This is a genomic window from Kitasatospora sp. NPDC024654, assembly GCF_055559155.1.
Genome location: NZ_JBVHLF010000001.1, coordinates 147,779 through 166,336, shown reverse-complemented (window position 1 = coordinate 166,336; position 18,558 = coordinate 147,779). Strand labels below are relative to the sequence as shown.

At 73.4% G+C, this 18,558-nt stretch carries 23 protein-coding genes and 1 pseudogene; 11 read left to right on the top strand and 13 right to left on the bottom strand.

What is annotated here, in order from left to right; translation table 11 throughout:
- The first annotated feature begins 244 nt into the window (after positions 1-244).
- Positions 245-1,030, top strand: coding sequence for an HAD family acid phosphatase (locus ACZ38L_RS00730; protein WP_465687852.1), 786 nt, complete (start codon positions 245-247; stop codon positions 1,028-1,030).
- 103 nt (positions 1,031-1,133) lie between these two features.
- Positions 1,134-1,448: a DUF6980 family protein gene (locus ACZ38L_RS00725; protein WP_465687850.1), complete on the top strand. Its 315-nt coding sequence runs from the start codon at positions 1,134-1,136 to the stop codon at positions 1,446-1,448.
- 86 nt (positions 1,449-1,534) lie between these two features.
- Here ACZ38L_RS00725 and ACZ38L_RS00720 read toward each other — a convergent pair.
- From ACZ38L_RS00720 to ACZ38L_RS00695, 6 genes and pseudogenes are all read right to left on the bottom strand, one after another.
- Positions 1,535-1,705 (bottom strand): annotated as a pseudogene (locus tag ACZ38L_RS00720) (DUF4232 domain-containing protein); the annotation flags it as partial.
- A gap of 48 nt (positions 1,706-1,753) precedes the next feature.
- Positions 1,754-2,296, bottom strand: coding sequence for a GrpB family protein (locus ACZ38L_RS00715; protein ID WP_465687848.1), 543 nt, complete (start codon positions 2,294-2,296; stop codon positions 1,754-1,756).
- A 169-nt stretch (positions 2,297-2,465) separates the two neighbouring features.
- Positions 2,466-2,672 carry a DUF397 domain-containing protein gene (locus tag ACZ38L_RS00710; RefSeq protein WP_465687846.1) on the bottom strand — a complete coding sequence of 69 codons (207 nt, stop codon included), beginning with the start codon at positions 2,670-2,672 and terminating at the stop codon, positions 2,466-2,468.
- A 184-nt stretch (positions 2,673-2,856) separates the two neighbouring features.
- Positions 2,857-3,066, bottom strand: coding sequence for a DUF397 domain-containing protein (locus ACZ38L_RS00705; protein WP_465687844.1), 210 nt, complete (start codon positions 3,064-3,066; stop codon positions 2,857-2,859).
- Positions 3,063-3,893 (bottom strand): helix-turn-helix domain-containing protein, encoded by an 831-nt coding sequence (locus ACZ38L_RS00700; protein ID WP_465687842.1) that lies wholly within the window; start codon positions 3,891-3,893, stop codon positions 3,063-3,065. Before ACZ38L_RS00700 ends, ACZ38L_RS00705 begins: the two co-directional genes overlap by 4 nt.
- 83 nt (positions 3,894-3,976) lie before the next feature.
- A complete protein-coding gene (locus ACZ38L_RS00695; protein WP_465687840.1) occupies positions 3,977-4,261 on the bottom strand; it encodes a hypothetical protein in 285 nt (94 codons plus the stop codon).
- 91 nt (positions 4,262-4,352) lie between these two features.
- Here ACZ38L_RS00695 and ACZ38L_RS00690 point away from each other — a divergent pair, with 91 nt between their 5' ends.
- Together ACZ38L_RS00690 and ACZ38L_RS00685 are read left to right on the top strand one after the other, a co-directional pair.
- Positions 4,353-4,568, top strand: coding sequence for a hypothetical protein (locus ACZ38L_RS00690; protein ID WP_465687838.1), 216 nt, complete (start codon positions 4,353-4,355; stop codon positions 4,566-4,568).
- On the top strand, positions 4,558-5,292 hold the full coding sequence (locus ACZ38L_RS00685; protein WP_465687836.1) for an NUDIX domain-containing protein: 735 nt from the start codon (positions 4,558-4,560) through the stop codon (positions 5,290-5,292). Before ACZ38L_RS00690 ends, ACZ38L_RS00685 begins: the two co-directional genes overlap by 11 nt.
- A 15-nt stretch (positions 5,293-5,307) precedes the next feature.
- On the opposite strand, the gene ACZ38L_RS00680 is transcribed toward ACZ38L_RS00685, so the two are convergent.
- The gene (locus ACZ38L_RS00680) at positions 5,308-6,390 is read right to left on the bottom strand and encodes a caspase, EACC1-associated type (RefSeq protein WP_465687834.1); all 1,083 of its coding nucleotides are present in this window, start codon (positions 6,388-6,390) and stop codon (positions 5,308-5,310) included.
- Between the two features lie 222 nt (positions 6,391-6,612).
- Between ACZ38L_RS00680 and ACZ38L_RS00675 the strand changes: the two genes are divergently transcribed.
- Both ACZ38L_RS00675 and ACZ38L_RS00670 read left to right on the top strand, forming a co-directional pair.
- Entirely contained in the window at positions 6,613-6,969 is a 357-nt protein-coding gene (locus ACZ38L_RS00675; protein WP_465687832.1) for a PadR family transcriptional regulator, read from the top strand.
- A 78-nt stretch (positions 6,970-7,047) separates the two neighbouring features.
- A complete protein-coding gene (locus ACZ38L_RS00670; RefSeq protein WP_465687830.1) occupies positions 7,048-7,959 on the top strand; it encodes a hypothetical protein in 912 nt (303 codons plus the stop codon).
- 258 nt (positions 7,960-8,217) lie between these two features.
- Here ACZ38L_RS00670 and ACZ38L_RS00665 read toward each other — a convergent pair whose 3' ends face one another.
- The 5 genes from ACZ38L_RS00665 to ACZ38L_RS00645 form a co-directional block, all read right to left on the bottom strand.
- A complete protein-coding gene (locus tag ACZ38L_RS00665; RefSeq protein ID WP_465687828.1) occupies positions 8,218-8,919 on the bottom strand; it encodes a phosphonatase-like hydrolase in 702 nt (233 codons plus the stop codon).
- 13 nt (positions 8,920-8,932) lie between these two features.
- The gene (locus ACZ38L_RS00660; RefSeq protein ID WP_465687826.1) at positions 8,933-10,054 is read right to left on the bottom strand and encodes a TIGR03364 family FAD-dependent oxidoreductase; all 1,122 of its coding nucleotides are present in this window, start codon (positions 10,052-10,054) and stop codon (positions 8,933-8,935) included.
- A 112-nt stretch (positions 10,055-10,166) separates the two neighbouring features.
- Positions 10,167-10,679, bottom strand: coding sequence for a pyridoxamine 5'-phosphate oxidase family protein (locus ACZ38L_RS00655; RefSeq protein WP_465687824.1), 513 nt, complete (start codon positions 10,677-10,679; stop codon positions 10,167-10,169).
- A 211-nt stretch (positions 10,680-10,890) separates the two neighbouring features.
- A complete protein-coding gene (locus ACZ38L_RS00650) occupies positions 10,891-11,535 on the bottom strand; it encodes a phosphatase PAP2 family protein (protein WP_465687822.1) in 645 nt (214 codons plus the stop codon).
- The gene (locus tag ACZ38L_RS00645; RefSeq protein WP_465687820.1) at positions 11,532-12,191 is read right to left on the bottom strand and encodes a DedA family protein; all 660 of its coding nucleotides are present in this window, start codon (positions 12,189-12,191) and stop codon (positions 11,532-11,534) included. Before ACZ38L_RS00645 ends, ACZ38L_RS00650 begins: the two co-directional genes overlap by 4 nt.
- 111 nt (positions 12,192-12,302) lie before the next feature.
- Between ACZ38L_RS00645 and ACZ38L_RS00640 the strand changes: the two genes are divergently transcribed.
- The 4 genes from ACZ38L_RS00640 (at position 12,303) to ACZ38L_RS00625 (ending at position 16,280) form a co-directional block, all read left to right on the top strand.
- Positions 12,303-12,704 (top strand): BlaI/MecI/CopY family transcriptional regulator, encoded by a 402-nt coding sequence (locus ACZ38L_RS00640; RefSeq protein ID WP_465687818.1) that lies wholly within the window; start codon positions 12,303-12,305, stop codon positions 12,702-12,704.
- Complete coding sequence (locus tag ACZ38L_RS00635) at positions 12,701-13,687, top strand: M56 family metallopeptidase (protein ID WP_465687816.1); 987 nt, start codon at positions 12,701-12,703, stop codon at positions 13,685-13,687. Before ACZ38L_RS00640 ends, ACZ38L_RS00635 begins: the two co-directional genes overlap by 4 nt.
- Before the next feature lie 27 nt (positions 13,688-13,714).
- Complete coding sequence (locus ACZ38L_RS00630) at positions 13,715-14,662, top strand: carbohydrate kinase family protein (protein ID WP_465687815.1); 948 nt, start codon at positions 13,715-13,717, stop codon at positions 14,660-14,662.
- 163 nt (positions 14,663-14,825) lie between these two features.
- Positions 14,826-16,280, top strand: a complete 1,455-nt coding sequence (locus tag ACZ38L_RS00625; protein WP_465687813.1) for a helix-turn-helix domain-containing protein — start codon at positions 14,826-14,828, stop codon at positions 16,278-16,280.
- 26 nt (positions 16,281-16,306) lie between these two features.
- Here ACZ38L_RS00625 and ACZ38L_RS00620 read toward each other — a convergent pair whose 3' ends face one another.
- Positions 16,307-16,843, bottom strand: a complete 537-nt coding sequence (locus ACZ38L_RS00620; protein WP_465687811.1) for an SsgA family sporulation/cell division regulator — start codon at positions 16,841-16,843, stop codon at positions 16,307-16,309.
- 561 nt (positions 16,844-17,404) lie between these two features.
- Here ACZ38L_RS00620 and ACZ38L_RS00615 point away from each other — a divergent pair.
- Positions 17,405-18,472, top strand: coding sequence for a hypothetical protein (locus ACZ38L_RS00615; RefSeq protein ID WP_465687809.1), 1,068 nt, complete (start codon positions 17,405-17,407; stop codon positions 18,470-18,472).
- The last annotated feature ends 86 nt before the right edge of the window (positions 18,473-18,558 follow it).

Sequence of the window (18,558 nt, the reverse complement as noted above, 5' to 3'; positions counted from 1 at the left end):
CTTCTGGTTGCCCTTGACGATCACGATGTAGTGGGCCTTGCGACCGAGGAGGTACTCGGCGTGCTTTCCCACGTCACGCCCAGCCGCACCGGGCGAGGACGCCTGACGGGTCGTATCCATCCGCGTAGACGATGCTTGACCAGCCAGGTTCATCACACTTACGGTTCGGGGCACCACGAAGCCGCCGCACCGGCCGACGGCGATCCACGCCGTCCCGGACCGGCAGAAGGAGAGCCATCACCCCATGCCTACGCGCACTCTGACGCCCGGTTGGCGACAACTGGCCACCCTCACCGCCGGCGTGGTCGCCGGTGCGGTGGTGGCCGGAGGGGGATTCGCGGCGGCGGACGCCTCCGCGCCCCGGACCGACCGTCAGATCACCAACATGACCGACGAGGTGGCCAAGATCAAGGCGTACTACGGTGACACCGTCGACGCCAACGGCGAGCACTGGCCTTCCGCGACCAGCAACTACGCCCTTCAGGTCCGGGGCATCGAGTCCCAGGCCGAGAAGTACCTGACCCAGCAGAGTCGGCACAACCACGCCGAGAAGAAGGCGATCGTCCTCGACGTGGACGACACCTCGCTGTCCACGTACAACTACGAGTTGGAGACGACCTTCGTCTACAACCCGGTCAGCAACGCGCAGTACATCGCCACCAAGACCATGCCCGCCGTCTTCGGCATGAACCAGATGGCGACCTGGGCCCAGCAGCAGGGCTACACGATCTTCTACATCACCGGGCGTTCCGAGTCCCAGCGGGCCGCCACGGAGGCCAACCTCGCGGCGGTCGGCTTCCCCACCGCGGGCGACGCGAACCTCTTCATGAAGAACCCGACCACGCCCCCGCCGTACCTGAGCTGCGGCGCGACCTGCACCACCGACGAGTACAAGGCCGGTACCCGGGCCCATATCGAGAGCCTCGGCTACCACATCGTGGCCAACTTCGGCGACCAGTACAGCGACCTGTCCGGCGGCCACGCGCAGAAGGGCTTCAAGCTGCCCAACCCGATGTACTACCTGCCGTAACCGTCCCCGACGATCCGCGCCCGCCGTCAACCCGTGGCGGGCGCGGGCGCGGCCCGGGGGACGTCGCGCATGCGGCGGAGCTGATCGACGAGGGGCGTGGACCATGACCGACCACTGCTGCGAGGCGATGACGAACCGGGTGAACTGGTCCTGCGACCAGCACGACGACCCCTTCACCTGCCCGGACGCACTGATCCGCTTCAGCGCCAGGTTCCAGGAGTACGGGCTGATCATCCATGACGGCGGCGCGTCGAGCGTCGGGATCGACTTCTGCCCCTGGTGCGGACAGCGGCTCCCCGCGTCCCAGCGGGACCGCTGGTTCGACGAGCTGGAGCGTCGCGGGATCGATCCGTGGGGGGACGAGGTCCCTGCCGAGTTCCAGGACGGGGGCTGGCTCAATCCGCCACGCCGGGGGTGATGGCAGCCGTTGATCCACTTCTGCGGCCGGCTCCGGAAGCTGTCGTCGAAGTCCCACGCTCGCGACGGGGGTGGGACGAATGCGGGTCAGTCGCCCTGACCGGCGCTTCCCATCGGGCCGACCTTCACCGGGGAGCCGGAGCCGTCCGTGACGGGCGGCGTGCTGGCGCCCGGCCGGCTGAGGGTGACCGACTTCGTCTCGTCCGGCGGGGTCACCACCAGCCCGGTGACACCGACGCCCGAGCCGCCCGACGTGTTGGCCGTCATGCCCCCAGTGTGCTCACCCCGCCGAGCGGGCCGGCTGCCTCAGCGGGCCGCTCGCCATCGCTGTGCCTGTGCCATGAAGGCGGCGACGATCTCGGACTTCTCGGCGACGTAGCGGGCACGCTCGGTGGAGTACCGGCTGGCCGGAGCTTGCTTGATGCGGCCGTAACGACCGGCGGCGTCGCTGTCGGACACGAGGTAGTCACGAAACAGTCGGTACCGCTCGGGAACGGGGGAACTGGCCGCCAGGACGTGCAGATGGTGGGTCCGCTTGCCGCCCTCGACCTTTCGGAAGAAGAGGTGCTGCTCGTCATCGGCGAACGAGCCGGGACGGTACTCGTAGCCGAGCCGACTCAGAGCAGCCTGCCGGTCGAGTACCACGCCGACGTCGTCGACGACCACGAGCACGTCGATGGTCGGTTTGGCGCACAGACCAGGCACGCTGGTTGAACCGACGTGTTCGATGGCAAGCGCTTCGGGTAGCACCTGGGCCAGCAGAGCCCGCTCCGCGGCGAACTGCTCGGGCCATGCCGGGTTGTAGTCGACCACCTCGACCGTCCTGACCGCACCCGCGCTGTTCTCCACTCCGCCACCCTCTCACCTCGACCTGGACGCACCGGCGGTCCCAGCCCACTCACGCGATCGGACCGACCGCCGCTGAGGCATGTGAGACCACGGCAGCTTCACCCGAGTCGGGACGGTAGCAGTCCGGGACGGGCCGGATCACCTGAGACGACGAGCGGGTGCTCACCCGTCAGAGGGTCGGGAACGCGCCCGCCTTGACCCCGGCGACGAACGACGCCCAGGCGCCCGCCGGGAGCACCAGGGCGGGTCCCTCGGGGTCCTTCGAGTCACGGACGGGGACGACACCGGAGAAGTTGGGGGCCACCTCAACGCAGGAGCCGCCGTTGGTGCTGTAGCTCGACTTCACCCAGCTTGCGGCGCTCAACTCGACATCCATGCTGGAGATCCTTTCGGTGAAGCCCGCCGGCTTGCCGACTCTGTGAAACCCACCATCGTCCGGTCTCGCGTCGTCAGCAAGACCGCGCACATGGCGACCGCAACGGCCCGCCTGCGGATGGGCAGTGAACAGCCCCGGAAGACGAGAGCCTTACCGGGGCTGCAAGTTGGACTTCACAGGCTCGTCAGAGGGTCGAGAACGCGCCCGCCTTGACCCCGGCGACGAACGACGCCCAAGCACCCGCCGGGAGCACCAGGGCAGGCCCCTCGGGGTCCTTCGAGTCACGGACGGGGACGACACCGGGGAAGTTGGGGGCGACCTCAACGCACGTTCCGCCGTTACCGCTGTAGCTCGACTTGAACCAGGAAGCGCCGGACAGGTCTAGATTGGTCATGGGCTCAGTTCCTTTCTTGCGTTGCAAATCAGGTCAAGGGATGCAGCCTTCGATGGCGCTTCCACCTGTAGCTGATGGTAGGCCCTCTCCCATGCCCTAACAGTCTCGTCCTCCCTCACCACGTAGCCCTGTTGAACCGATTCGGTGTACCCGATCACTGACCGGTCGGCGAAGGTGAGCAGCGTCATGACAGCTCTGAACGGAACGTCCTCTGTCAGGCCATGCGGCACGATTTGAATGATCACATGGGGCCGACTCACCATGTCGGCCAAGTGATCAAGCTGAGTCCGCATGACAGCCGCACCCCCGATCGGCCGACGGATGCAGCTCTCATCCATGATCGCGTGAACGAGGGGCGGCACCCTCTTCCTGAGTAGCCGTTGCCGCGTGGCGAGGAACCTCACTCGCTCTTCTGCCTGTTGGGGTGTAGTACGCCCTCGTTCAACCGCCGCCGCTTCGAGTGCGGTGGCGTACTCCGGCGCCTGAAGAAGTCCCGGGATCACGTTCGGTTCGAAGATCCTGATCTCAGTGGCGCGTGCCTCCTGGGCAGCGTGCTCGGGGAAGCCTTCGAGAAACCCTTTGCGCCTGAGCCCCAACCACATCAGTTCGAGCGTCTGTCCTGTCCCTAAGGCAGCGTCAGCTGACTTTGCGAACTTCAGTGATGGAGACTTGCGCGCGACTTCCACGTTCGAGATGTAGCTACCCGAGTACTCCATAACGTCACCAAGCTCATCCTGTGACCATCCCCGAGCCTCACGTGACGTGCGGAGTTGTGAGCCGAAGCCGGCCAGCGGTGACGACTGAGGATCAAGCTTCTTGCGGTTCAATGATCAACTCCAACTATGCTTTTTCCATAGCGTAGTTGCATGGTTTCCCAATCGTACGGGACTCTGAACCCCCCTCCGGCAGCTCACCAGCCACCGAAGGGCGAGAGAACCTCGTACTGGCATCCATGAGGAGGTGAACTCCACCATTGGAAGGTCGAATTGAGACCGAAGATCAGCGCATGGCACGCGAGCTGCGCGCCCTGGCCCGATCCGCAATCCGGCAGCTCGAAGACGCATTCGAGCTGGCCGAACTGCCGCCGCTCCCGGGCCTCGGACGAATCACCCTGCTTCCCGAAGGCATTCACGTCGAACTGGGCGGTTGCAACGTTCGGACGGTTCAGGCGCTCACTGACTTCGTCCTGGAGCACGCCCGCTGCCTGGGCCGCATCCAACGCGGCCGGACCGTGCCCTCTGGGCTGGCCCAACTGCCCCATCTGTCAAGCAACATGAGGTCGATCAGTGGCCAAGAGCATGCTGACCATCCGGGTCTACCGGATCACCGCCGAGGGCGAGCAGCGCGAACTGACCAGTGACCGCGTCCGCCTGGCCGAACCGTACCGGAGCCGGCACAGCCACCAGGACACCCCGTGCGCATGCCTGCGCTGCGTCGCCCATCTGGGCACCGACGCTCCCGAACACCCCCCAGCTGACGAGGAGTTGCCCGATGCCCGCTAAACCCCTGCCGCCGCCCGGCAGCAGCCTCGGCCGCCCGTACGACCGCGCGGAGGCGCTGGCCAACCTTCGCGCCCTCGGTCGACAGCTCAGTCACCAGGTGAGCACCGGAACGGGTGCGGGCGCCACCGAACTGGACGCCACGCTGAGCGTGATGCGGGCCGTGCACGACCGGATCACGGCCGAGCTGGGCCACAGATCCGCACCCGCCCCGGCACCGCGCACCACCCGGGACCGTGCGCACTCCAGGAGGCCGCCCGCCCGCCGGATCGCCGGGCAGGCCGTCCTCGTCCACCCCGACGGCGAGCACTTCGTCCTCCTCGACATGGCGCACCGGCCGTGCCGTTGGCTCCCCGGTGGCCACGCCGCCCCGGACGAGCCGCCACACCGGGCCGCCCGCCGGCTGGTGGGCGCGCAGCTCGGCCTCTCGCTCCCGATCACGGGGACGGACCTCGCGTTGGTCGACTACTCGGCGGCCGACCCCGCCAAGGATGCCCGCGAGGGGTACAACTTCGTCTTTGTCCGGCAACTCACCCGGAACCAGGCGGACTTGGCGCGCCCGCTGCGGGACGCCGGCCCCGACCTGCGCGGCTTCGACTGGGTCACCCCGAAGGACCTCTCCAGCGTCTGCGAGGGGTACCACGTCCGCCGGGTCACGAAGGCCCTCGGCTGGTTCACCGACGGCGGCCCGGCGCCCCTCCTGACAGCGGGCGTACCGGCCGAGTGACGCCGTGCCACCGGTTCACTCGGTTCCCACGAGGGTCCAGCCGCGCAGGCTCTCGCGGGCCCGCCGCAGCTCCGGGTGGTCGGCGGGCAGCGTCTCCGCCAGATCGGCCAGCAGCGGGCCGAGCAGCTCCAGGCAGGCCTGCCGGCCCGCCGCCTCGCCGACCACCCAGGCGTGCGCGTGCCGCAGCCGCAGGGTGTCCGGATCGGTCGGGCCCAGCGCCCGCCGGGCGTCCACGACGATCGCGGCGAGCAGCTCGGCGGCCTGCGCCTTGCGCCCGTCCCGCGCCGCGTCGGCCACCCGGTAGGCGAACCGGGCGCGCTCCAGCAGCCCGCCCCGGGTCAGCGCGGTGCCGTGCGCCACGTTCCGGGCGATCGCCAACTCGCCACCACTGTCCACCAGGCGGTGGCACGGGTTGGGCGGCTGGGTGTGCCGGGACATCCCCTCCGGGACGCTCTCCAGGGCCAGTGCGACCCACCGGTGCAGCAGCGGCAGGTCCAGGTACTCCGGGCCGTCGGGCACCCCGTGACGCAACAGGCCGGTGAGTTCGGCGGTGAAGGCCGTGGTCCGGCTCCCGGGCGGGACCAGCGCCTTGCGGGTCCGGCTGGCGGCGGTGAGCAGGTTGACGTCCGCCGCCGCCGGGAGGTCCAGCGCCAGCCCGCCGAAGCAGCAGTCCAGCCAGGCGGCCCGGTGCCGGGCCGTGGTCGCGGTGCCGCCGACCAGCTCCAGCACGGCCTGCGCGGAGAGCGCGGTGCGCGGCACGTGGTCGGGGTGGGCGTCGGTGCCGGGCAGCGCCAGGTGCAGCCGGCCGGCGCCGTCCTTCACGCCGTGCCCGACGTAATGGAAGAGCAGCAGGCCGGCGGTGTCGGCGGCGGCCACGGCGAGCGGGCGCAGCACGTCCGCCGGGGAGCGCGGGTCCACGATCCGGGTCACCCGGTCCCGGCGCAGCGGCCCGGTCGGGCCGGTCAGCGCGTCCGCCAGCTCGTCGACGGACGGCTGTGCCTCCGGCAGGCCGGGCAGGCCCGGGTCGGTGAAGCTGCCGACGCCGACCAGCACCGCCCGGGACAGCTCCGGATCGGGTCGCAGCGGTGGCCAGTTCACCGGCTGCCCGCAGGTGTCACGTGGTGGTGCGCGCGGGTCGCTCTGCCGTTGCTCACGATCTCCCCCAATGATGATCAGTCAGCTTCGGTGAGCATCGTGGCACAGTCGGTCACCGGCCGCCAGCGGTCGGCCAGGCGTCCTCGTACGGCCGTTCGTCACGAGTTCGTACGCCATCCGGACTACCCTGGACTGCATATGCAAGTCACCGATATATGTAGGACCATGACTGATCGTTCGATGCAGGAGCCCACCCTGCTCCTGCTCACCGCACTGGCCGATGCGCCCCGGCACGGGTACGCACTGCTCCAGGAGGTCGCCACGATCTCCGGGGGCCGAGTGAAACTGCGTACCGGGACGCTCTACGGAGCGCTGGACCGCCTGCTCAAACAGGGACTGGTCCGGGTGGACAGCGAGGAGGTGGTGGACGGCCGAGCCCGCCGGACCTACGCGCTCAGCGACAGCGGGCGCGAGGTGCTGACCGCCGAGGCGGACCGGCTGCGAGCGATCGCCGCCGAAGCCGAGCGCCGGCTCTCCACCCCCGCCCGCAGCCCGAAGCTGCGCACCGGGTTCGCCTCGTGAGCGGGCGCGGGTTGAAGCTGGCGCTGCTGCTCCACCCGGCCGCCTATCGGCGGGAGCGGGGTTGAGGAGTTGGCCGCGGTGTTCGCGGACACCACCGCCGACGTGGGGCGCTGGGCCACCGCGCGCGAGGTGGTCGACCTGGCCGGGCACGGAGTGCGGCTGCGGCTCGGGACCAGCTCCGACGGGGTGCTCGCGCAGTTGGCGGCACTGGCCGCACCGTTCGCGGCGACGGCGGCGGTGGCCGGCGGACTCGCGTCGCAGCTGAGAGACCTGGCGAGCTGGCAGCGACACGGGATGCTGACCCAGGTCCTGGGGGCGGAGTACGGCAGCTTCGACATCGCCTTCCTGGCCGGCCAGTGTGGCCTGCTGCTCTCACTGGTGGCCGCCGTCGCGGCCGTGTTCGGGCGCTGGGCGACTGCCCGGCTGTCCGGTCTGGTCGGCCTGCTGCTGACGCTGACCTGCGTGATCAACCAGGAGATGGCCGCTGTGGGGTGGGCTGACCTGTGGGCCTTTCGGCTGGTCCACGAGGTCGCCCTCCCGTGCGGGCCGCAGGCACTGTGGGTGCTGATCCTGCTGGCCGCACCGCGCGACCTGCTCGGGCCGGCTACCCGCCGGCGCACCTGGAGCGCCTTGGCGGGAGCGCTGGTGGGCGGCCTCCTGCTCAACACCGCGCTCGGGCTGGGGCCGGTGACGTCGCTGAACTACGGCACCGCCAGCATGGCGCTGGCTCTGGCGCTCGGCGCGGCGGAACTCGCGCTGCTCGCCGTGGCCGGGCCCGCCGGGCTGCGCGGCCGGTACGGTCCGGCCGCCGCAGCGCTGGCCGGGTCTCCCGTCGCCTTCCTGATGCTCTTCATGACCATCGGCCAGGTGTGGAAGGTCGGCGGCCACGCCACGGCCGTGGCGCTGCTCGGCGCGGCCGTCCTGCTCGCGGTGGCACTGTGCCGCTGGCTGCCGAGGATCCGCGACCGTCAGCCGCCCACGTCCGGCTGACGCCCCTCGGCGCCATCTCCGCGGATCGCCGCCACTGCCACGGCCTGCCCGTGTTCGTCGTCCTGAGCACCGCCGTGCCGTCCCACTTCCCGTTGCCACTCACCGGTGGGTGCGACAGCGGGAAGTGGGGGAGCGACAACCCGGGCGGAGCGAAGCGGGCGCGGCACCGCCGGTCGCCCGGAGGCCGATGCCCCACGGCCGGCTGGAGCAACGGCATCGCGGTCGCAACCGCCCGGGGCCCGCCCGGTGTCCGTGCCGTCAGCCGGCCAGCAGCGCCGGCAGCTCCGCGATCGAGCCCAGCACGTGGGTCGCGCCGTCCGCCCGCAGCCGCTCGGCGTCGTGCGCGCCGGTCAGCACGCCGGCCACCACCGAGGCGCCGGCCCGGGTGCCGGTCAGCATGTCGTAGCCGGTGTCGCCGGCGACGGCCATCTCGCGCACCGAGTCGGTCCCGGTGCGCAGCAGCGCGGTGAGCGCCAGGTCGGGGAACGGACGGCCGCGGCCCGCGTCGGCCGGGCAGAGCGTCAGGTCGGCGATGTCCTGCCAGCCCAGCGCCTTGAGGATCCGGTCCTGGGTGCCCCGCGAGAAGCCGGTGGTGAGCACCACCTTGCGGCCCTGGCCGCGGAGTTCGGCGATGGCCTCGGCCGCGCCCGGGATCGGCGCGCAGTGCCCGGCGTCCACCAGGTCGTGGTAGGCCTGCTCGAAGGCGATGTTGGCCCGCTGGGCCTTCTCCTCGGCGCCGAACAGGTGGCGGAAGACCGAGATCTTGGACTCGCCCATGGTGGCCCGGACGTGCTCCAGCATCCGCTGGTGCTCCGGGCTGCCGGCCTCGACCCCGAGCGCGCCGGCGGCGGCCTGGAAGGCCTGCTCGACCAGGCCGTCGTCGGCGACCGTGGTGCCGGCCATGTCCAGGACGACCAGGCGGATGTCAGTGCTCCGGAGATCAGTGCTGATGGCGTTCATTGCTCAGGGGTCCTTACAGGTTGAGAAGGTTCGCGGTGGTCTCGGCGATCGCCGGCGAGCAGGTCATGCCGCGTCCGCCCGGGCCGGTGACCAGCCAGACGCCGTCGCGCACCCGCTCGCGGTGCACCACCCGGGTGGTGTCGACGCACTGCGCGTACACCCCGGCCCAGCGGCGGCGGATCCGCGGCAGCGGGCGGCCGAGCAGCTCCTCGGCCACGCCGGCCAGGTGCTCGTACGGCTCCTCGACCACGTCGAAGGAGAACGGGTGCTCGTACTCGTGGGTGTCGCCGATGGTCAGCCCGCCGTCCTCGCGCTGGACCATCAGCAGCTGCATCTTGTGCTCGGCGGCCACCGGCGGCTGCGGCTGGGCGGCGCGCAGCGCGTCCAGCGCGGTGCCGGCGAAGGCGGGGTAGTAGCGGAAGCTGTCGCCGTCGGCCACCGCGGTGGTCAGCGGCTCGTCCAGCGGGTCGGTCTGCATCATCTGCAGCCGCACCCGGCGGACCGGGAGTTCGGGGGCCAGCTCGCGGACCAGGCCGCCCAGCCAGGCGCCGGTGCAGAGCACCACGACGTCGCCGGTGTGCACGTCGCCGTGATCGTCGCGCACCGCGTGCTCGCCGATCACCTCGCGCACCTCGCGGCCGGGCAGGAAGGTGTACCGGCCGCTCGCCAACAGCGCCTCGCGCAGCGCGGGCTGGGCGGTGCGCGGCTCGACGGCGCCGTCCCGCTCGCACCAGAGCGCGCCGAGCAGCTTGCCGCGCAGCGCCGGGTTGACCGTCCGGGTCTCCGCCGCGTCGAGCAGCCGGAAGCCGCGTGCCTCGGCGTCGTCCATCGTCAACGCCTGCTCGACGACGGCGAGTTCGGCCTCGGTGCGGATCACGGTCAGCGAGCCGGAGGGCCGGAAGCCGAGCGCCGGCACCCGGGCGCCGATGCCCTCCCACAGCTCCCGGGCGCGCAGCGCGGTGGCCAGCTCCTCGCCGCTCGACCGCCCGCTGACCCAGACCAGGCCGAAGTTGCGGACCGACGCCCCGCGCGCCTCCGCCTCGCGCTCGATGTGGACGACTTCGTGGCCGCGCTCGACGGCCTGCCAGGCGTGCATGGTGCCGAGCACGCCTGCTCCTACGACGATGACTCTCATGGCGACCAGACTGCTCGGCCGGGGTGTCGCGCAGGTGTCCGAGTGGCGACGACCGGGCCAACAATCGCCAAGTTGTACAGACAACATCTCGAAAAGACCTGGACAGGTCGGCCTACCTGCACACCCGAGCCCGCAGGTAGTTGCGACGGCCGAAGTGCGGCTCGTCCACCGCGGTCAGCTCCTCGACCTGGAACCGGTAGAGCGCCGCCGCACCCCCGCCGGCCAGGTACTGCGCCCTCGTGTCGGCGTCCCGGGCGAAGACCGGGTAGCGGCCCTGGTAGGCCGTCAGCGCCTCCCGCGCCTGCCGCCCCCGGGCCTCGCCGGCCCGGCCGAGCAGCTGGACCCCGCGCAGTTGCTCGCCGAAGACCGGCGGCGGCAGGAAGACGGTGGCCGCCGCCCGGGCCTCCTCGGCCAGGTGCAGGCTGTGCCGGGTGGAGCGCTCGCTGACGAAGTAGAGGCAGAGGTCGTCGTCGAAGGCGAAGAAGGCGAGGTTGGCGTGCGGGCCGTGCTCGGGCCCCGCGGTGGCCAGGGTGAGCACCATGGACTCGGCCAGCAGGCCTTCGACGCCCTTGCGGAGCTCCTCGGCGGGCCAGTCGCCCTGGATGATGTCGAGCCGGTACGGCATGTGCGTCCCTTCCACCGGCCGTGCGCGGCACGGCACACCTGCGGAACAACGGAGCAGGACCGCGGCGCGAGGCGGGGTGGCGCACACCCCCGACGGGCGGGGGCGCGGACGTGCCGCGGCGGAACAGCGGAGCCGGGCCCCGCCCGTGGGCCTTCGGGCCCAGGCGAAACCCGGCTCTCATGCTGCTCCCGTGCGGCCCGGCCGCACAAGGTCACCGCACCTGCGGTCGCACCGCCCCCACCGGCCCGGTGCCCAGGAACGGCGCCAGCGCCCCGGCGCGCGCCCTGGCCACCCAGGGCTCGGCCCGCCCGGCGGCGATCGCCAGCGGGATCCCGATCACCGTGCCGACCAGCGCGCCGACCAGCACGTCGTGCGGGTAGTGCACGCCGACCCAGACCCGCGAGGCGGCCATCAGCACCGCCGCGACCAGCACGCCCCAGCCCAGCCGGCGGTAAGCGAAGAGCAGCGCGACGGCCGCCGCGAAGGCGATCACCGAGTGGTTGCTCGGGAAGGACCAGTCGTTGGCCGCCGGGCACGGGTCCAGCGGCACGCTGCCGGCGATCTGCCGGCACGGCCGGACCTCGTCGACCATGCTCTTGAGCACCGAGTTGACGGCGTAGGCGGCGACCACGATCAGCGGCGAGGCCAGCACCCGGGCCATCACCACCGAGTCGTCCCGCCGGGCCCGCCACCAGGCCCACAGCATGAAGACCGCGAACAGGCCGAGCCCGAAGTTCGACCAGGCCTTCACCAGCTCGTCGAACCAGCTCGGCGCGCTGGCGGCCCAGTGCGTCACGGTGGTGTACAGGCCGCCGTCGATCTTGCTGCCGTCGTAGGCGAGCAGGGTGTTCGTCACGCCGCACCCCCGCCGACCCGGGCGGTCCTGCGGGCGCGGAGGATTTCCAGCGCAATCGGGATCATGGAGACAACTACTACCAGACCAATGATGGGCAACAGATAAGTGTCGATATCGGGAACACTCGACCCCAGGCCGTAGCCGGCCAGCACCACACCCACCGCCCAGGCCGTGCCGCCCAGCACCTGCCAGAGCGCGAAGGTCCGCGCCGGCACGTCCAGCGCCCCGGCCAGCGGGTTGAGCACGGTCCGCACCACCGGGACGAACCGGGCCAGCACGATCGCCCGGCCGTGCCCGTACTGCGCCAGCAGCTGCTCGGCCCGCTCGACGCCCCGCAACAGGCTCCTGCGCCTCGTTCGACGCAGCAGCGCCCGGCCACCGCGCCGGCCGATGAGGAAGCCGACCTGGGCGCCGGCCAACGCGCCGGCCAGGGCCGCCGCGATCACCTGCCAGAGCACCAGGTGCGGGCCGCTGTGCGCGCCGGAGACGCAGAGCAGGCCGGCGGTGAACAGCAGGGAGTCGCCGGGCAGGAAGAAGCCGACCAGCAGGCCGGTCTCGGCGAACATGACGACGGCGATCCCCAGGGCGCCGAAGGCGGCGAGCAGCGACGAGGCGTCGAGCACGTTCACGGCGAGCAGGGTGGACGGAGAAGGCAAGCTGGCGGACCTCCCATACTGTTCGAGGCAGCCCTGAGCGGACCGCCTCGACCGTCTACAGTAATGTAGACGGTCTACGACACTGTAGACGACGACTGGAGGCCACGTCGCATGCCCGAGTTGCCAGCCGCGCGCCGCCCGTCCGGAGAGCTGGAGGCCCAGGTGCTCGCCGCGCTCTGGGCCGCCGATCAGCCGCTCACCCCGCAGGACGTCCAGCTGGCCCTCGGCGACGGGCTGGCTCGCACCACGATCGCCACGATCCTGGCCCGGCTGCACGACAAGGGCACCGTCGAACGCACCAGAGCCGGCCGCGCCTACGCCTACACCCCCACCGTGCAGGACCCGGCCGGCCTGGCCGCCCGCCGGATGCGCACCGAGCTGGACCGCGAGCAGGACCGCTCCACCGTGCTCGCCCGGTTCGTCTCCGACCTCTCCGACGACGACGAGCGGCTGCTGCGCGAGCTGCTCGGCGACGGACCGGATCAGCAGCGCGGCGGCGGCAGCGGCCGATGATCCTCGCCGTCTGGGCCCCGCTGCTGGTTCCGCTGCTCGCCGCGCCGGCCGCCCGGCTGCTCGCCGACGCGCTGCCGCCGCGCGCCGCCGTCTGGGTGCTCGCCGCCACCGCGGTGACCCTGGCCGGCGCCACCACCGCCTCACTCGGCCTGCTCACCGCCGCCGGCCTGCTGCGCCTGCCACCGGTGGCCGCGCTCGGGCACCTCTCGCTGCCCTGGCTCGACCGCTCCACCCAGGGCGCCACGCTGCTCGCCGTGCCGGCCACGTTGGCGCTGGTCGCGATCTGCGTGCTGGCCGTGCGCACCGCGCGCCGCCAGCACGCCGACCTGCGCCGGGCCCGGACCGCTGCCGGGGTGCCCACGCCGCCCCCGCCGCGGCCGCGCGACTGGTTCGCGGGTCAGCGGCGCACGGGCCCGCCCGCCCACCCGCTCGCGGTGCTGGACGACGAGCACGCCGACGCCTACGCGCTGCCCGGCCGGCCCGGCCGGATCGTGGTCACCGCCGGGATGCTGCGGGCGCTCTCCGGCCCCGAGCGGGCCGCCCTGCTCGCCCACGAGCGGGCCCACCTGACCGGCCGGCACCACCTCTTCCTGGCCGTGGCCGAGTACGCCGGCGTGATCCACCCGGCGCTCCGCGGACTGCGCGCGCCGCTCGGGTACCACCTGGAGCGCTGGGCCGACGAGGTCGCCGCCCACGCGGTCGGCGACCGGGCGGTGACCGCGCGCGCGGTCGGCCGGGCCGCCCTCGCCGCCGCTCGCACCCCGCGCCCGGCCCGGCCGCTGCTGACCCCGGCGGTGGCCGCCGGTCCGGTGCCGCGCCGGGTCGCCGCGCTGCTCGCCCCGCGCCCGCGGGGCCGGTGGCGGACGGCGGCCGCGCTGGCCCTGGCCGGCTGCCTGGCGATCAGCACGGCCGCTACCGTGGAGGCCACCAGCGACCTGCACCAGACCGTGGAGACCGCGCAGGCCGGCGTCGAGCACCGCTAGCCGCGCGCGACCGAGGGGGCCAGCGAGATGAGCGTCACCGTCCTCGGCGAGTGCGTCGCCGACGCCTTCGTCCTGCCACGGACCCAGCGCGCCCCCGGCGGCGCGCTCGCGCTGGAGGTGCACCCCGGCGGCGGCCCGGCCAACACGGCCACCGCGCTGGCCCGGCTCGGCACCCCGACCCGGTTCCTCGGCCGGCTGGCCGCCGACCCCTTCGGCGCGCTCTTCCGTGACCGGCTCGCCGAGGCCGGCGTCGACCTCACCGACTGCGTGGCCGCCGCCGAGCCCAGCACCCTGGCGATCGCCGCGCTGGACGAGCGGGGCCAGGCCGGCTACTCCTTCCACGCCGAGGGCACCGCCGACTGGCAGTGGCGCCCCGAGGAGCTCGCCACCGTCGATCTCACCGGCACGCAGGCCGTGCACACCGGCTCACTCGCCCTGGTACGCGCCCCCGGCGGTCAGGTGATCGAGGACTTCCTGGCCCGCGCCGGAGCGCGGGCCACCATCTCGATCGACCCCAACCTCCGCCCGCTGCTGGTCGCGCCGGAGCACTACCGGCAGCGCATCGCGCGCTGGTGCGCGCTCGCCGACCTGCTGCGCCTCTCCTCGGACGACCTCGCTCTGCTGAGCCCCGAGCACACCCCCGAGCAGGCCTGCGACCACTGGCACGAGCTGGGCGTCCCGGTGGTCGTGCTGACCCTCGGCGACCGGGGCGCCCTGGTCTCGCTCAACGGCACCCGCCTGAGCGTACCGGCCGTTCGCACCCGAGTCGTCGACACCGTGGGCGCCGGCGACGCCTTCACCGGCGGGCTGCTGCACGCGCTGGCCGGCCGGCGGCTGCTCGGCGGCCGGCTGTCCACCCTGACCCTCGAACAACTCGCCGACGGCTGCCGGTTCGCGGCCGAAGTCGCCGCCCTGACCTGCGCCGTCGCCGGCGCCAACCCGCCCCGCGCCGAACAGCTGCGGCACCCGGCCTGATCCACCGTCCGCTGCCGCCGCGTCAGTCCACGGGCCCCGGCTCCTTCCCTCGTACGAGGATCTCTCGACCGCCGCGCCGGAAGCCCCCGTACGCTGTGGGCGACAGGGCCGCGCGGCCCTGCCCCGGCCGAGCGGGACCGGACTGCGGGCGAGGGGAGCCATCATGCGGGACACCGCACACCTGGACCGGACCGGTGAGGTCTCCAACCGGGCCAGGGCCGAACTGGCCAGGACCCACGAGCAGGCCGTCACCGGGGAGATCCCCCGGCAGGCGCCGCGGCCCGAGATCGGTGACTCCTGGGAACGGGTGCGCAGACTCGGTCTCGACCCCGAGCGCGGCCGCACCCCCGAACACCTGAGCGCCGCCGAGGTCGAGCACCGGCGCCGGGCCAGCGGGCTGGACGCCGTGCTGCCCACCCTGCGCGGCACCCTGCTCGACCCCACCAACGACCTGCCGCTGATCCTCGCCGTCGCCGACTCCCAGGGCGACGTGCTCTGGCACGAGGGCCCGCGCCAACTGCGCCGCAGCGCGGACCTGATCGGCTTCATGACCGGCGGCCACTGGGGCGAGGAGTCGGTCGGCACCAACGGCATCGGTACCGCCCTGCGCACCGGCAAGCCGCTGCGGGTGCACTCCGCCGAGCACTACCTGCGCAACCAGCACAACTGGACCTGCGTCTCGGCACCGGTCCGCGATCCGCGCACCGGCCGGGTGACCGGCGTGGTGGACCTCAGCGGCCCGGCTCGCGGCGTCCATCCGCAGCTGCTGGCGCTCGCCATGACCGCCGCCAGGCTGGCCGAGACCGAGCTGCGGGCCGCCCAGCTGGAGGCGCTGCACCGGCTGCGCACGGTCGCCGCGCCGCTGCTCGCCCAGACCTCCACCCCCGCGCTGGTGGTCGACCGGGACGGCTGGACGGCCGCCACCTCCGGTCTGCCCCCGGTCAGCCGGCTGCGGCTGCCCGCCGACGGCTGGGGCTCGGCGGCGGTGCACTGGCTGCCCTCGCTCGGCGAGTGCGCGGTCGAGCCGCTGGCCGACGGCTGGCTGGTCCGGCCGCTCACCGGGTCCCCGCAGGCGGTGAGCGAGCAGTCCGAGGGCGCCCGGGTGGTGCTCGACCTCAGCCGGGCCGACCGACCCGAGGTCCTCGTCACGGGCGGGGTGGGCAGCTGGTCGCACGCGCTGAGCCCGCGCCACGCCGAGCTGCTCCTGCTGCTGGCCACCCACCGGCCCGGGCGGACCGCCGCCGAGCTGGCCGACGGGCTCTTCGGCGACCCCGCGCGGACCGTGACGGTCCGGGCCGAACTCTCCCGGCTGCGCCGCTACCTGGGCGGGCTGCTGGAGCACCGGCCGTACCGCTTCGCGGAGACCGTGCAGGTCGAGGTGGTCGGGCCGGACGATCCGTACCAGCTACTGCCGTCCTCCTCGGCCCCGGGCGTGCGGCGGCTGCGCGCGCTGCTGGACGGCGGCGCCCAGTTGCTGCCCGGTTGCCGGGTGATGGGGGCGGCCACCGGCCGGTCGAGAGGCGCGGCGGACCAGCACATCCCGAGCCCGAGACAGCGCGGCGGCGAGCAACCGACCGCCGGGGTGGCGGCGCCGGCGGCGGCCTCCCGACGGTCCTAGGTCCCGCCCCGGCCGCTCCAGCCGGCTCAGCCGTCGCCGAGCAGGAACTCCGAGAGCTGGGCGTCGGTCGGCCCGCAGTCCGGCTCGGCCCCCTCGGGCACCTCGGCGTAGGTGCGATCCAGCCAGTCCCGGACCCGCGGCGCCGAGGCCTCCAGCAGCGCGCTGCCGTACGGCGACTCCAGCGCGAGGTGCAGGGTGGCGCCGTGGCACGGGCAGTGCGCCGGCCAGAGCCGGACGTCGCCGTGGCCGGTCAGGCCGCGCAGGCCGTCCCGGAGCAGCTCACGGGAGAAGACCCAGTCCACCTCGTCCGGACGGCCGAGGTGGAAGGTGACCAGGACCTCGTAGGGACGCTCGGGCTCGTAGCGGAACCGGGTCGGCACGGTGCCGACCTTGTCGCGGCCGAGGGCGATGCGCAGGGTCAGCACCTCCTCCACCGGCAGGGCCGGCGGGAACGGCAGCTGGGGCCGGGTGGCGGGCACGGCCGGGAGCGAGGTGGCGGCGCTGCCGGCCGGGACGGTGGAGCTGATCGACGTGGCGGTACTGAACAGTGGATCGCGCGGCATGGCTGTTTCTCCGGGGCGAGACGGGACCAGGCTTGGGTCCTGTCCGGTCGACCTGGGTGGCCGCGACACCAGTGGCCGCCACCGTAGGGCGCGCGGCGTCGAGTCCCCCGAGCCCTGGTCGGGCAGACGTCGCGGCGCCCGGCAAGATCGGCCGGACTGGGCCCAGCCTGCTCTGTTGCCGCCACGGGCCGCAAAGGTTGCAGGGGGTTGCAACTGCTCGGCGCAGCTGCGTTGCCCCTCCGGGCAACCCTCGCGGGCAACCGCGCGCCCGCGCACGGGTCGCGTGCCACGCCGGCGCGACGCCCCGCCCGCGCAGTCGATCGCTTCCTCCGACGGTACGTCAATTACGGCCCGGAGGTGGCCGGTCGGCGTTATTGATCTGCCGCCACCGGGCCGGTCACTTCCCGTCGTCGCGCTGGTACTCTCGTGCCTCTGCCGCTGCGGGTGAGCGCGGTGGGAGTGCGCCGGCTCATCGGAGCGGCGCACGCGTGGGAGCAGCGCGCGGGCGCGTCCGGCGGGGAGGAGAGGAGTCCGGTGGTCCACCGGGAAGGCACCCCTGGGGTGGCGCGACGCACGGACGGGCCGGCGTCCGCGGCGCACGGTCGGCACGGGCGGCCCAAGCCGTTCGGCGGGCACTTCCGGCTGCCCGCGATCAAGGTCTCCGGTGCCGCGATGGCGATGTCGACGGTGGTCGGGATCAGCATCGCCACCACCTGGCTGGTCAGCGCCCAGCAGCGGATCGGCATCGGGACGCGGATGTCCACGGTCGGTGCCACGCCGCCGATGCCCACCCCGACACCGCTCGCCGCCTCGTCACCCACCGCCCGGCCGCTCACCGTCACACCGATGCCCGACGCCGGCGGACCGGTCGGGCCGGCGGCGGTCGCGGCGCCCGCCGACCGGGCACGGTCCGACCGGGCGCCCGCCGGGCCGGCGCCCGCCTCCCCCGCGTCCCCTGCGCCGACCGCGCAGGCGTCCGGGCCGAGTGTGCCCGCCACCACGGCCGCGCCCACTCCCGCGGCGTCGACCGGTCCGACGTCCAGCGCCGAGCAGCCGGCCGCGTCCGCCCCGACCGCGTCCACCCCGACCAGCGCCGCGCAGACCCCGCCCCAGCCGCACCCGAGCGTCACACCGGGCGTGCTGCCCGGCACTCCCGGCGGCCCGCCCGTCCAGAGCGCTCCGCCGAGCCCCGGCGACACCTCCGACAACGCCCCCGACTCGGCCCTCAGCGGCACGGGCAGCAGCAGCTCACCGCTCGGCGCCGGCCGGCTGCGGACCCTCACCCTCACGGTCGGCGAACCGCTCGCCGCCGTCGAGGTCGAGCTGCGCCTGGACCGCGCCGACGCCGCCGGCGCGATGGCCTGGAGCTCCCTGCCCGACGCCGGGGTGACCGTCCACCAGGACGGCCCCGCGGTGGTCTACCGCTTCGCTCCGGTCCCCGGCGAGGACGTCGCACCGGGCCGCTACACCTTCACCGTCCAGGCCGCCGCCGACCTCACCGGCGCCCCCGCCCGCTGCCGCGGCACCTGGTCCGCCTCCGGCTTCGCCCTCCGGCACCCCCGCGCGGTCGCCACCCACGGCACCTTCCGGCGCCACCGCGCGGTCCCGCTCCCCTCGCTCCTCGGCTGACCCTCCCCGGGGGCGGTCCCGGGCACGATCGGGGGCGGGAAACCGTCTCACCGTCAGGGCCTATGGTTGGCCTCGCACATCTGTGC

Coding starts and splice junctions, on each gene's coding strand:
- ACZ38L_RS00730 (WP_465687852.1), top strand. CDS start 245: ATGCCTACGCGCACTCTGACGCCCGGTTGGCGACAACTGGCCACCCTC.
- ACZ38L_RS00725 (WP_465687850.1), top strand. CDS start 1,134: ATGACCGACCACTGCTGCGAGGCGATGACGAACCGGGTGAACTGGTCC.
- ACZ38L_RS00710 (WP_465687846.1), bottom strand. CDS start 2,672: ATGGATGTCGAGTTGAGCGCCGCAAGCTGGGTGAAGTCGAGCTACAGC.
- ACZ38L_RS00705 (WP_465687844.1), bottom strand. CDS start 3,066: ATGACCAATCTAGACCTGTCCGGCGCTTCCTGGTTCAAGTCGAGCTAC.
- ACZ38L_RS00685 (WP_465687836.1), top strand. CDS start 4,558: ATGCCCGCTAAACCCCTGCCGCCGCCCGGCAGCAGCCTCGGCCGCCCG.
- ACZ38L_RS00675 (WP_465687832.1), top strand. CDS start 6,613: ATGACTGATCGTTCGATGCAGGAGCCCACCCTGCTCCTGCTCACCGCA.
- ACZ38L_RS00665 (WP_465687828.1), bottom strand. CDS start 8,919: ATGAACGCCATCAGCACTGATCTCCGGAGCACTGACATCCGCCTGGTC.
- ACZ38L_RS00660 (WP_465687826.1), bottom strand. CDS start 10,054: ATGAGAGTCATCGTCGTAGGAGCAGGCGTGCTCGGCACCATGCACGCC.
- ACZ38L_RS00655 (WP_465687824.1), bottom strand. CDS start 10,679: ATGCCGTACCGGCTCGACATCATCCAGGGCGACTGGCCCGCCGAGGAG.
- ACZ38L_RS00640 (WP_465687818.1), top strand. CDS start 12,303: ATGCCCGAGTTGCCAGCCGCGCGCCGCCCGTCCGGAGAGCTGGAGGCC.
- ACZ38L_RS00635 (WP_465687816.1), top strand. CDS start 12,701: ATGATCCTCGCCGTCTGGGCCCCGCTGCTGGTTCCGCTGCTCGCCGCG.
- ACZ38L_RS00630 (WP_465687815.1), top strand. CDS start 13,715: ATGAGCGTCACCGTCCTCGGCGAGTGCGTCGCCGACGCCTTCGTCCTG.
- ACZ38L_RS00625 (WP_465687813.1), top strand. CDS start 14,826: ATGCGGGACACCGCACACCTGGACCGGACCGGTGAGGTCTCCAACCGG.
- ACZ38L_RS00620 (WP_465687811.1), bottom strand. CDS start 16,843: ATGCCGCGCGATCCACTGTTCAGTACCGCCACGTCGATCAGCTCCACC.